10 protein-coding genes and 1 tRNA gene are annotated in these 11,905 nt (G+C 69.0%); 1 reads left to right on the top strand and 10 read right to left on the bottom strand.

Annotated features, from left to right (window positions below):
- Nucleotides 1–3 precede the first annotated feature (3 nt).
- Nucleotides 4–2,679: a DNA polymerase I gene (gene polA, locus ABD831_RS13355; protein WP_344947260.1), complete on the bottom strand. Its 2,676-nt coding sequence runs from the start codon at nucleotides 2,677–2,679 to the stop codon at nucleotides 4–6.
- A gap of 203 nt (nucleotides 2,680–2,882) precedes the next feature.
- Between polA and ABD831_RS13350 the strand changes: the two genes are divergently transcribed.
- Nucleotides 2,883–3,275, top strand: a complete 393-nt coding sequence (locus ABD831_RS13350; RefSeq protein WP_425582829.1) for a PaaI family thioesterase — start codon at nucleotides 2,883–2,885, stop codon at nucleotides 3,273–3,275.
- Between the two features lie 24 nt (nucleotides 3,276–3,299).
- Here ABD831_RS13350 and ABD831_RS13345 read toward each other — a convergent pair whose 3' ends face one another.
- The 9 genes from ABD831_RS13345 to pyk all read right to left on the bottom strand — a co-directional run bounded on the left by ABD831_RS13345 (nucleotide 3,300) and on the right by pyk (nucleotide 11,811).
- Nucleotides 3,300–3,881: a GNAT family N-acetyltransferase gene (locus ABD831_RS13345; RefSeq protein WP_344947255.1), complete on the bottom strand. Its 582-nt coding sequence runs from the start codon at nucleotides 3,879–3,881 to the stop codon at nucleotides 3,300–3,302.
- 172 nt (nucleotides 3,882–4,053) lie between these two features.
- Nucleotides 4,054–4,773, bottom strand: a complete 720-nt coding sequence (locus ABD831_RS13340; RefSeq protein ID WP_142178567.1) for an ATP-binding cassette domain-containing protein — start codon at nucleotides 4,771–4,773, stop codon at nucleotides 4,054–4,056.
- Complete coding sequence (locus tag ABD831_RS13335; protein WP_425582828.1) at nucleotides 4,763–5,596, bottom strand: ABC transporter ATP-binding protein; 834 nt, start codon at nucleotides 5,594–5,596, stop codon at nucleotides 4,763–4,765. The genes ABD831_RS13340 and ABD831_RS13335 overlap by 11 nt, the downstream gene beginning before the upstream one ends.
- A 166-nt stretch (nucleotides 5,597–5,762) precedes the next feature.
- Nucleotides 5,763–6,911: a branched-chain amino acid ABC transporter permease gene (locus ABD831_RS13330; protein ID WP_344947252.1), complete on the bottom strand. Its 1,149-nt coding sequence runs from the start codon at nucleotides 6,909–6,911 to the stop codon at nucleotides 5,763–5,765.
- Entirely contained in the window at nucleotides 6,908–7,897 is a 990-nt protein-coding gene (locus ABD831_RS13325) for a branched-chain amino acid ABC transporter permease (protein ID WP_344947248.1), read from the bottom strand. Before ABD831_RS13325 ends, ABD831_RS13330 begins: the two co-directional genes overlap by 4 nt.
- 110 nt (nucleotides 7,898–8,007) lie before the next feature.
- Entirely contained in the window at nucleotides 8,008–9,150 is a 1,143-nt protein-coding gene (locus ABD831_RS13320; protein WP_344947245.1) for a branched-chain amino acid ABC transporter substrate-binding protein, read from the bottom strand.
- Between the two features lie 153 nt (nucleotides 9,151–9,303).
- Nucleotides 9,304–9,990 carry an ANTAR domain-containing response regulator gene (locus tag ABD831_RS13315; RefSeq protein ID WP_425582824.1) on the bottom strand — a complete coding sequence of 229 codons (687 nt, stop codon included), beginning with the start codon at nucleotides 9,988–9,990 and terminating at the stop codon, nucleotides 9,304–9,306.
- 122 nt (nucleotides 9,991–10,112) lie between these two features.
- Nucleotides 10,113–10,195, bottom strand: a tRNA-Leu gene (locus ABD831_RS13310).
- A gap of 158 nt (nucleotides 10,196–10,353) precedes the next feature.
- Nucleotides 10,354–11,811 (bottom strand): pyruvate kinase, encoded by a 1,458-nt coding sequence (gene pyk, locus ABD831_RS13305; protein ID WP_142178223.1) that lies wholly within the window; start codon nucleotides 11,809–11,811, stop codon nucleotides 10,354–10,356.
- Between the last annotated feature and the right edge of the window lie 94 nt (nucleotides 11,812–11,905).

Below are 11,905 nucleotides of genomic sequence, written 5' to 3'. Positions count from 1 at the left end.
CGGTCAGTGTGCCGCGTCGTGCCAGGAGTGACCGACGCCGACGTTGATGTCGAGCGGGACGTCGAGCTCGGCGGCGTGGCCCATCTCGTGACGGACGAGCTTCTCGACGTCGTCGCGCTCGCCCTCGGCGACCTCGAGGACGAGCTCGTCGTGGACCTGGAGCAGGATGCGTGACTTCGCGCCGGCCTCGGTCAGGGCCCGGTCGACGCCGATCATCGCGACCTTCATGATGTCGGCCGCCGAACCCTGGATGGGGGCGTTGAGCGCCATGCGCTCAGCCATCTCGCGCCGCTGGCGGTTGTCGGACGTGAGGTCGGGCAGGTAGCGCCGGCGACCGAACATCGTGGCGGTGTAGCCGGTGCCCCGCGCCTCGGCGACGACCTCCTTGAGGTAGTCGCTGACCCCGCCGAACCGCTCGAAGTAGCCGTCCATGAGGCCGCGAGCCTCCTCGGTGCTGATGGTCAGCTGCTTGGAGAGGCCGAAGGCGGACAAGCCGTAGGCGAGACCGTAGGACATCGCCTTGACCTTCGAGCGCATCGCGGAGGTGACGTCGTCAGGCTCGACCCCGAAGACCTTGGACCCGACGTACTTGTGCAGGTCCTCACCGGTGCGGAAGGCCTCGATGAGCCCCTCGTCGCCGGACAGGTGCGCCATGACGCGCATCTCGATCTGGGAGTAGTCGGCCGACATGAGCGCGTCGTAGCCCTCCCCCACGACGAAGAGCTCACGGATGCGGCGCCCCTCCTCGGTGCGGATGGGGACGTTCTGCAGGTTCGGCTCGGTGGAGCTGAGGCGTCCCGTGGCGGCGATGGTCTGCAGGTAGGTCGTGTGGATGCGGTTGTCGTCGGCCACCGACTTCTGCAGTCCCTCGACGGTGACGCGCAGTCGCGCCGCGTCTCGGTGGCGCAGGAGCGCCTCGAGGAAGGGGTGCTCCGTCTTGGCGAACAGGTCGGTCAGCGCATCGGCGTCCGTGGTCCAGCCGGTCTTCGTCTTCTTCGTCTTCGGCATGCCGAGCGTGCCGAAGAGCACCTCCTGGAGCTGCCTCGGCGAGCCGAGGTTGATCTTCTCGCCGCCGATGGCGTCCCAGGCGTCCTGCTGGGCGCCGGCCACCTTGGCCGCGAAGTCGGTCTCGAGCGCGTCGAGCCCTGGCACGTCGACGGCGATGCCGGTGCGCTCCATGCGCGCGAGGACGTCGACGAGCGGCAGCTCGACGTCGGCGAGCAGACCCGCGCCTCCGGTGGAGGCGACCTGCTCGTCGAGCACCGCGGCCAGGTCGCGCACCGCGGTCGCGCGCACCATCTCCTTCAGCGCCGCCTGCTCGTCGGCGTCGCCACCGAAGTCGAGCATGCCCTGGCCGTCGGTCGGCGCGGCGCCGCTCAGCTCGCGGTGCAGGTTGCGCAGCACGAGGTCGTCGAGGTGGTAGGTGCGCTGGTCGGGCTTGACGAGGTATGCCGCGAGCTGGGTGTCGCTCGTCAGCCCGGCGAGCGTCCAGCCGCGTGCGGCGAGCGCCTCGATCGGCCCCTTGGCGTCGTGCATCGCCTTGGGGCGCGCCGCGTCCTCGAACCAGGCTCCGAGGGCGGCCTCACCCTCGGGCGTCAAGGTCTGCAGGTCGATCCATGCGGCACTGCCGTCGGCCGCCGCCACGGCGACGCCGCTGGCGTCGCCGGTGCCCCGGGCCCACGTCCCGGTGACGGACAGACCGGAGCGGTGGTCGGTCGCGAGGTGCTCGGCCACCCAGGGCGCCACGGCCTCGGGCGCCAGCACCGCGCCGTCGATGTCGAATCCCTCCTCCGCCTCCGGCGCCGCCGCCTCTACCGTGGCGAAGAGGCGGTCCCGCAGGACGCGGAACTCGAGGCCGTCGAAGACCGTGTGGACCTCCTCGCGGCTCCACTGGCTGCGCTGGAGGTCCTCGATCTCGATGCCGACCGGGCAGTCCTTGACGAGCTGGTTGAGTCGGCGGTTGCGCAGCACCTGGTCGAGGTGGTCGCGCAGCGACTGGCCGGCCTTGCCGGGTATCTTGTCGATGCCGGCGACGATGCCGTCGAGGTCGCCGTACTGGGTGATCCACTTCGCGGCGGTCTTGGGGCCGACGCCGGGCACACCCGGCAGGTTGTCCGAGCTCTCACCGACCATCGCCGCGAGGTCGCTGTAGCGGGTCGGGGGGACGCCGTACTTCTCCTCGACCTGGGTCGGGCCCATCCGTGACACCTCGGAGACGCCGCGGACCGGGTAGAGGATCGTCACCTTGTCGGAGACGAGCTGGAAGGTGTCGCGGTCGCCCGAGCAGATGAGGACGTCGATGTCCTTGGCCTCGGCCTGCGCCGCGAACGTCGCGATGATGTCGTCGGCCTCGTAGCCGTCGAGCTCGACGTACTTGATCCGCAACGCGTCGAGGATCTCCTTGACGAGCGGGATCTGTCCCTGGAACTCGTCGGGCGTGCGGGCCCGGCCCGCCTTGTACTCGGCGTACTCGTCGGTGCGGAACGACTGCCGGGCCTTGTCGAAGGCCACGACGACGTGCGTCGGCTCCTCGTCGCGCAGCATGTTGATGAGCATCGAGGTGAAGCCGTAGACGGCGTTGGTGTGCTGCCCGGTGGTCGTCGAGAAGTTCTCGGCGGGAAGCGCGAAGAACGCGCGATAGGCCAGCGAGTGTCCGTCGAGGAGGAGAAGTCGGCTCACACGGCAACCCTAGTGGCGCCCACCGACGCACCGATGACGGGCACCGCCTCCAGGCGCGCCGATGAGCAGCACGTCCCCCGCGGGCTCTGCAGGGTGCACGGGAGCGGGCCTGCGCGGGTCGGCATACGATCTCCCGCATGACTGACGCGCCCACCTCGCCCCCCTCGTCGACGCAGCACGACGACGACCAGACGCTCGAGGACATGCGGTCCATGGCAGAGGGCACGCTGCTCGAGCGGATGCAGATCGAGATGACGGAGGTCTCCCCCGCCCGGCTCGTCGCCACGATGCCCGTCGCAGGCAACACCCAGCCGTACGGCCTGCTCCACGGCGGGGCGAGCGTCGTCCTCGCGGAGACGCTCGGCTCGATCGGCGCGCAGATCCACGCGGGGCCGGGTCGGGTGGCCGTCGGTCTCGACATCAACGCCACGCACCACCGCGCCGCCCGCGCCGGCGTCGTGACGGGCACGGCGACGCTGCTGAGCGCCGGGCGCACGCTCGTCAGCTACGACGTCGTCGTCACCGACGAGGACGGCCGGCGCCTCTGCACGTCGAGGATCACCTGCCTGCTGCGCGACGCAGCCCCGGGGGCCTGACGCGCCGGCAGCGCAGGAACGGTCTCAGCCGGCGATCTTCGGGTCGTGCCGGGGTGAGCGCGCCCGCAGGTCGCGACGGCGCTGCAGCAGGTCGAGCGACACACGCTGGGGTCGCGGCTCGCCCGCGAGCTTGCGCTGGAGCGTCGCGGCGGAGGCGACGCGCCGGACGGTCTCGGGTGCGAAGCCGAGACGCGCGAAGAAGCGGTTGGCATCGCGGTCACCTGCGGGAACCGCACTCGCGAGGTGCTCGCAGCCCTGGCGGTCGGCGTAGCGGCTCGCCGCCGAGAGCAGCGAGCGACCGATGCCCTGCCGGCGACTGTCCGGGTGCACGAAGAGCATGTCGATCGACACGCACGGCGAGTCGACGAGCAGGCTCCGCGTCGAGTCCGCGAGGACGACGTAGCCGGCAGGCCGCTCGTCGACGAAGGCCATGAAGGCGCAGATGTCGTTGCGCTGCAAGGCATTTCGCAATGTGCCATCGAGCGCCAGTCGCTGGGCCGCCTCAGGGGTGGTGCCGCCCTCGATCCGGTGCGTGATCCACAGCTCGATGAACTGCGGGTGCAGGCTTTCGTCCACGCGCTGCACCGAGACCACTGCTCGACCCATCATTCCTCCTGTCCCAGCCCCGAGGCCACCCGGCAGACACTACGACCAACGGCGACGCGGCGGAAGAGCGGGTCTCCACCGGACAGGTGCGACGCGGGGCACCGCGACCGTTGTCGTGGTGCCCCGCTTCGGATTCCGTAGGCCGTGCGGCCGCGTCGGACGTGACGCTGACCTAGACGTCGCCGCCGAGGTAGGCGGCCTTGACGGCCGGGTCGTCGGCGAGGTCCTTGCCCGTGCCCTCACGGACGATCTCACCCGTCTCGAGGATGTAGGCGCGGTGCGACCGCTTGAGCGCCTGGGCCGCGTTCTGCTCGACGAGCAGCACGGTGGTGCCCTGGCTGTTGATCTCCGTGACGATGTCGAAGATCTGCTGGATCAGCTTGGGTGCCAAGCCCATCGAGGGCTCGTCGAGCAGCAGCAGCTTCGGCTTGGCCATGAGGGCGCGCCCCATCGCCAGCATCTGCTGCTCACCGCCCGACATCGAGCCGGCTGCCTGGTTGCTGCGTTCCTTCAGGCGCGGGAAGAGCTCGAAGACGCGCTCGAGGTCGGCCTTGACGGCCTTGCTCTTGCGGTCCGGGCGCGCGTAGGTGCCCATGTCGAGGTTCTCCATGACCGTCATGCCGACGAAGCACCCACGGCCTTCCGGCGACTGCGAGATGCCGAGGATCGGCCGCTCGTGCGCCGGCAGGTGCGTGATGTCCTTGCCGTTGAACACGACCGACCCTGCCCGCACCGGGCGCAGGCCCGAGACGGTCTTCATGGTCGTCGTCTTGCCGGCACCGTTGGCACCGATGAGGGTGACGATCTCGCCCTCGTCGACCGTGAAGCTGATGTCGCGGATGGCCTCGATGCGTCCGTAGTTGACGCACAGGCCGTTGACCTCAAGAAGCATCTTCCTCATCAACTCCCAGGTAGGCGGCGATGACCGCCGGGTTGTCGCGGATCTCCGCGGGCGAGCCCTCGGCGATCTTCCGGCCGAACTCGAGCACGACGATCCGGTCGGTCACGCCCATGACGAGCTTCATGTCGTGCTCGATGAGCAGCACGGTGTAGCCCTGGTCGCGGATCGTGCGGATCAGCTCCATCAGCTTGGCCTTCTCGGCCGGGTTGAAGCCGGCCGCCGGCTCGTCGAGGCAGAGCAGCTGCGGGCTCGTGGCCAGGGCGCGCGCGATCTCGAGACGGCGCTGGTCGCCGTACGGGAGGTTGCGTGCCAGCTCGTCGGCCTTGCCGTCGAGCCCCATGAACGTCAGCAGCTCCATCGCCCGGGCGTAGCCCTGCGACTCCTCCCTGCGGTGCTTCGGCAGGCGGAACATCGCCGAGACCACACCGGTGGAGTGGTGCGCGTCCACGCCGACGAGGACGTTCTCGAGAGCCGTCATGTTGGCGAAGAGGCGGATGTTCTGGAACGTGCGCGCGATGCCCAGCTTGGTGATCTGGAACTTCTTGCGCTTGCCCAGCGGCTTGCCGAGGTAGCGCACGGCGCCCGACGTGGGCTGGTAGACGCCGGTCATGACGTTGAAGCACGTCGTCTTGCCGGCACCGTTGGGCCCGATGAGGCCGAGGATCTCGCCCTTGTTGATGTGGAAGCTCACCTCGTTGAGGGCCACGACACCACCGAAGCGGAGGGTGACCTCGTCCACCTCCAGCAGTCGCTCGCCCTCGGACACGACGGGGACGCCGATGTCCTCGGGCGCGATGTCGACGTCGGGGTTGATCTCGGTGACCTCCTCGGCCGGGTCGGCGAGCGTGCGCTCTCCCGGGTGCTCCGGGTCCGTGCTGCCGTGGCTGCCGGTTGCGGAGTCTTGGGTTGCCGGGGTTGCCGGGGTTGCCGGGGTTGCCGGGGTGGTCGTGTCGTCGTCGCCCGTGGCGGGCCGGGTCGGGTCAGGCACTGGCTTCTCCTTCCTCGAGGACGGCCTGTCTCTCGTCCGCGCGCTTGGCACGGACCGTCCGTCGCGGCGGCAGCAGGCCCTGGGGGCGGAAGATCGCGAGCAGCATCAGCGCGAGACCGAAGACGAGCACGCGGAAGTCCGCGAACTCACGGAAGCGCTCCGGGAAGTAGCCGACGACGATCGCACCGACGATCACACCCCAGCGGTTGCCGGCGCCACCGACGACGACGGCGGCCAGGAACAGGATCGAGAGCAGCAGGATGAAGCTGTCCGGCGAGATGAAGCCGGCCTTGGTCGCGAAGAGCGCGCCGGAGAGGCCACCGATGGCGGCGCCCAGGGCGAACGCGAGCAGCTTGAAGCGGAAGGTCGGGACGCCCATGAGCTCGGCGGCGTCCTCGTCCTCACGCGTGGCCTCCCAGGCACGACCGACCCGGCTGCTCTTGACGAGGATGTCGAAGAGCAGGACGAGACCGATGATGCCCAGAGCGAGCCAGTAGTAGGGCACGAAGTCGTTGATCCCGAACTTGAGGAACGTCGACGTCGTGTCGAGGTCGACGACCGGCGCACCGCTGCTCCAGTCGAGGCTCGGCACCTTGAACAGCTCGACACCGGGCGGCTTCGGGATGTCGCTGATGCCCTGGGCACCACCGAGCCACTCGGAGTTGACGAGCGTCAGACGGACGATCTCACCGAAGCCGAGCGTCACGATGGCGAGGTAGTCGCCGCGCACGCGCAGGGTCGGGGCACCGAGGATGACGCCCGAGATCATCGCGACGACGATCGCGATCGGCACGACGACGACCCACGAGAGGTGCGCGTGCTCCGAGGTCAGCACACCGACCGTGTAGGCGCCGACGGCGTAGAAGCCGACGTAGCCGAGGTCGAGCAGGCCTGCGTAGCCGACGACGATGTTGAGGCCCAGTGCGACGAGGACGTAGGTCGCGACGGTGAAGAGCACCCCACCGAAGTCGGAGCCCTCGGTGGTGATGAACGGGATGTTGAGCACCGGCAGGAGGAACAGGAAGAGCGCGAAGAGCACCCAGAGGACTATCTTGACGGCCTTCGGCAGGTTGTTGACCCGCTCCCTGAAGCCGGTGGAGGAGGACTTGCGGCCGGCCGGTGCCGACGTCGTGGTGCTCATGCGCGCGCCTTTCCGAGGGACTCACCGAGCAGGCCGGTGGGTCGGAAGAGCAGGATGAGGACGAGGAGCACGAAGGCCACGACGTCCTTCCACTGCGAGCCGACGACCGCGGAGCCGTAGTTCTCGGCCAGGCCGAGGACGAAGCCACCGAGGAGCGCGCCGCGCAGGTTGCCGATGCCGCCGAGGACGGCAGCCGTGAACGCCTTGACGCCGAGGATGAAGCCGGCGTCGTAGCGGGTGATGCCGATCTTCAGCATGTAGAAGACGGCCGCGGCGCCGGCCATCACACCACCGACGAGGAACGTCACCTGGATGACCCGGTCGCGGTTGACGCCCATGAGGGCGGCCGACTCGGGGTCCATCGCGACGGCGCGAATGCCGCGACCGAGGCGTGAGCGCTTCACGAACTGGTCGAGGATCACCATGATCGCGATGGCGCCGACGATGACGAAGATGTCGACGTTCGTCACGTGGTAGCCGCCGACGGTGAAGACCGGCTGCGGCTGGATGATCGTCGGCAGACCGGCGTTGTTGCGGGAGTTGCGGACGTACTCGCGCAGGTTGTCGTCCAGACCGACCCAGCCGGCGATGCGGCTGCGCAGGCCCATGATCTCCGCGAGGACGAAGGAGGCGCCGATGGCGGAGATGAGCGCGATGAGCGGTGGGGCGTTGCGCTTGCGCAGCGGCCGGTAGGCCACCCGTTCGAGCAGCACGGCGATGAAGCCCGACATCGCCATGGCCGCGACGAACATCATCGCGACCCAGAAGATGACCTGACCCACGCCGGCACCGGGGTGCCCGCCGAGGATCATGACCACCCACAGCGAGGCGAAGGTGCCGTACATGAACACCTCGGAGTGGGCGAAGTTGATGAGGCGCAGGACGCCGTAGACGAGCGTGTAGCCGAGGGCGACGAGCGCGTAGACCGCGCCGATCGTCAGCCCGGTGATGGTGTACGAGAAGAAGTTGTCGATGAGGTTCTGCATCCAAGACCTCCTGGGCCGGGTGCGGTGGGCGGGATCAGGGGGGTGCGCCAACCGAACGAGGGGCGGTCGGAGCGTACTGCTCCGACCGCCCCCCTTCGTTGACGTCTGTGCTACTTGATCTCGCCGACGGAGACGATCTTGCCGTTCTCGACCTTGTACGCGAAGACCTTGATGTCGGCCGACTCGCCCTTGGCGTCGAACTTCAGCTGCTTCGTCACGCCCTTCTTGTCGTAGGACTTGACGAAGTCGACCATGCTCGAGCGGTCCTTGCCGGCGGCGATGCCGTCGAGCAGGATCGTGGCGGAGTCGTAGCCCTCACCGGAGTAGGTGTTGGGGTCCTCGTTGTACTTCGCCTTGTAGGCCGTCTGGAAGGCAGGTGCCACGTCCGCCGGGACGCACGGGCAGGTGATGATGGTGCCCTCGGCGGCGTCCTTGGCGTTGTCGATGAAGGACTGGTCCTTCACACCGTCGGCCACGACGAACGTGCCCTTCCAGCCCGCGTCGCGCAGCTGCTTGATGAGCGGAGCAGCCTCGGGCGAGTAGCCACCGAAGAAGAGGGAGTCGGCGCCCGAGCTCGTCACCTTGGTGACGGAGGCGCTGAAGTCGGTCTGCTTCTGCTGGATCGTGTCGTTGCCGACGACCTGGCTGCCGAGGTCCTGACGGACGATGTCGGCCAGGCCCTTGCCGTACTCGGACGCGTCGTCGATGACGAAGGTCTTCGTCGCCTTGAGGGTGTCCTTGATGTACTTGGCGGCCGCGGGACCCTGGGTCGCGTCGTTGCCGAGGGCGCGGAAGAAGGTCTTCCAGCCGTTGTCGGCGAGCTTGGGGTTCGTCGCGGAAGGCGTGATGGTGACGAGGCCGGCCTCGTTGAACGCCGGGTCGGCGGCCTTGGACTCACCCGAGAACGCGGGGCCGACGATGCCGACGACCTTCTTGTCGTCGATGGCCTTCTTGGCCAGGGCCGGCGCCTGCGTCGGGTCGCCCTGGGAGTCATAGTTCTCGAGGGTGACCTTGCAGTCGGGGTGCTTCTTGTTGTAGTCGTCCAGGGCCAGGTTGACACCGTTCTGGATGTAGATGCCCAAGTTGGCGTTCGGGCCGGTCAGCGCGCCGAACATGCCGATCTTGTAGTTGCCGCAGGCCGCGGCGCCACCGCTGGCCGCCGGGGTCGTGGTGTCGCCGCCCTTGGTGCCACACGCACCGAGGGCAAGCGCCGCGACCGCGAGCGGCACGGCGAACTTGAGGGTGGAACGCACGGGTGTCCTCCTGATGTCACTCATCCCTCAGTCGAGGGCTGAATCGGAGACTAAGCCGAAACCCCTGCTGCGGTCATTAGAAAACGGCGATCGGTGACCGTGTCGTGACCTGTGCGAGTGCCCGTGGCCGCAGGATCTGCGGCAGGGCCCGTCTCAGGCCGCGGGGAAGCCGTTGATGACGGCCTCGGCGACCTCTTTCATCCCGAGGCGGCGGTCCATCGCGGTCTTCTGGATCCACCGGAACGCGTCGGACTCGCTGAGCTTCAGCTGGGTCATGAGGACGCCCTTCGCGCGGTCGACGAGCTTGCGGGTCTCGAGCCGCTCGCCGAGGTCGGCGATCTCCGACTCGAGCGCCTTGAGCTCCTGCCAGCGCGACGTGGCGATGTCGATCGCCGGGCGCAGGTCGTCGGCCGTGAACGGCTTGACGATGTAGGCCATGACGCCGGCGTCGCGGGCCCGCTCGACGAGCTCGGTCTGCGAGAACGCCGTGAGCATGATGACGGGGCACAGCTTGGACTCGTGCAGCTGCTCCGCGGCGGAGAGCCCGTCGAGGACGGGCATCTTGACGTCCATGATGACGAGGTCGGGCTTCAGCTCCTTGGCGAGCTCGACGGCCTGCTCGCCGTTGCTGGCCTGACCGACGACGTCGTAGCCCTGCTCGCCGAGCATCTCGGCGAGGTCGAGGCGGATCAGGGCCTCGTCCTCGGCGACGAGGATCCGGGTCGCACCCGAGGCCGGCGCCGCGGTGGTGTCGGCGACCTCGGCAGCCTCGGCGCCCTCCGTGGGGACGGTGACACTGGCAGGGGTCGGCTTGGGCGTCGTGCTCTCGTCGGTGCTCACGGGCAAATCCTATCCGGGGCCAGGTTTCCGGCGTGTTTCGGGACCGTCACGCTGCACGACCCCTCGCCGGAGCCTGCGTCTCGAGGTGGGCGATCGCCGAGGGACGACCGATCGGACGTCGGTGCCGAGGGCGGGACTCGAACCCGCACGGCCTTGCGGCCAGAGCATTTTGAGTGCCCCGTGTCTGCCATTCCACCACCCCGGCCGGAGTGCCGAGCCAGCATACCCACGATCACCGGGGCCGGCGGTCGGTGACCGGAGGGGCGCGCCGCGACCCCGGCGAAGGTGCACGTGTGCCGTCGGGCGGGCCCGACGGCATACGTGGTCACTCGTGTCGTGCCGGGGGCACGCGAGCGGCTGCGGTCAGCTGGTGACCTCTTCCGGTCGGTAGGCCGGGGCTGCCCGGTTGACCGCGTCGCCGACCCGGTGCACGCGCAGCGCGTTGGTCGAGCCGGGGATGCCGGGAGGCGAGCCTGCGACGATGACGACGCGGTCGCCCTCGGTCACGCGGCCCTCGGGAATGAGCTTGAGGTCGACCTGCATGGCGAACTGGTCGGTGTGGTGCATGCGGGGCACGAGGTAGGTCTCGATGCCCCAGACCAGGGCCAGCCGCGATCGGACGCGGGGCTCGGACGTGAAGGCCAGCATGGGCAGGCGGGGGCGGATGCGCGCCATCCGGGTGGCCGAGCCTCCCGTCTCGGTGAAGACGATGAGGAACTTCGAGCCCACGACCTCGCCGATCTCCACGGCGGCCTTGGTCACCGCGCCGCCGACCGTCTTGGGGTTGGTCGGCATCCGGACGATCTTGTCGAAGCCCTTCTCCTCGGTCGACTCGATGATGCGCGCCATGGTGCGCACCGAGTCGATGGGCCACGCGCCGACCGACGTCTCACCGGAGAGCATGAGCGCGTCGGCTCCGTCGAGCACGGCGTTGGCGGCGTCCGAGGCCTCGGCTCGCGTCGGGCGGGGGTTCTCGATCATGGACTCGAGCACCTGCGTGGCGACGATGACCGGCTTGGCCTCGCGGCGGGCTAGCTCGATGGCGCGCTTCTGCACGAGGGGCACGTCCTCGAGCGGCATCTCCACGCCGAGGTCGCCGCGGGCGACCATGATGCCGTCGAAGGCCGCGACGATGCCCTCGAGGTTGTCGACGGCCTGCGGCTTCTCGATCTTGGCGATGACTGGGATGCGGTCGCCGAACTCGTCCATGATCGCGTGGACGTCGACGATGTCGTCGGCCGAGCGCACGAAGGACAGCGCGATCATGTCGACGCCCAGGCGCATGGCGAAGCGGAGGTCCTCACGGTCCTTGTCCGAGAGCGCGGGCACGCTGACGGCCACGCCGGGCAGGTTGATGCCCTTGTTGTTGCTGACCTGACCACCGATCACGGTCTCGGTGAGCACGTCGGTGTCGTTCACCTCGACCGCGCGCAGCATGACCTTGCCGTCGTCGATGAGCAGCACGTCGCCGGGGCTGACGTCCCCGGGCAGGCCGGCGTACGTCGTGCCGACGATGGAGTCGTCGCCGTCGACCTCACGGGTCGTGATGGTGAACCGCTGTCCGGGGCTCAGCGTCACCGGGCCGCGGGAGAAGCGGCCCGTGCGGATCTTCGGGCCCTGGAGGTCCACGAGGATGCCGACGGCGCGGCCGGAGGCGTCGCCGGCCGCACGGACGTCCCGGTAGACCTGCTCGTGCACGGTGTGGTCACCGTGGGAGAGGTTGAGCCGGGCGACGTCCATGCCGGCGTCGACGAGGGCGCGGAGCTGGGAGGGCGATGAGGTCTTGGGGCCGATGGTGCAGACGATCTTGGCGCGACGCATGCTTCAACCTTAGGGGTGCTGTGACGTGGGTCACCGAGCGGGTTCGACCTGTGGGACGGACGACGTCGGTAGGGGCGTGAGCTGCCCTGCCACG

Origin of the sequence: Terrabacter ginsenosidimutans, from assembly GCF_039539425.1 — a bacterium.
Classification (GTDB): domain Bacteria; phylum Actinomycetota; class Actinomycetes; order Actinomycetales; family Dermatophilaceae; genus Terrabacter; species Terrabacter ginsenosidimutans.
Note: the sequence above shows the minus strand (reverse complement) of the source record. Positions and strands in the feature narration are given on the sequence as shown.

Excerpts from the sequence above, each read along its gene's own strand:
- ABD831_RS13340 (WP_142178567.1), bottom strand. The coding sequence starts at position 4,773 with ATGCTTCTTGAGGTCAACGGCCTGTGCGTCAACTACGGACGCATCGAG.
- pyk (WP_142178223.1), bottom strand. The coding sequence starts at position 11,811 with ATGCGTCGCGCCAAGATCGTCTGCACCATCGGCCCCAAGACCTCATCG.
- ABD831_RS13330 (WP_344947252.1), bottom strand. The coding sequence starts at position 6,911 with ATGAGCACCACGACGTCGGCACCGGCCGGCCGCAAGTCCTCCTCCACC.
- ABD831_RS13325 (WP_344947248.1), bottom strand. The coding sequence starts at position 7,897 with ATGCAGAACCTCATCGACAACTTCTTCTCGTACACCATCACCGGGCTG.
- ABD831_RS13350 (WP_425582829.1), top strand. The coding sequence starts at position 2,883 with ATGCGGTCCATGGCAGAGGGCACGCTGCTCGAGCGGATGCAGATCGAG.
- ABD831_RS13345 (WP_344947255.1), bottom strand. The coding sequence starts at position 3,881 with ATGGGTCGAGCAGTGGTCTCGGTGCAGCGCGTGGACGAAAGCCTGCAC.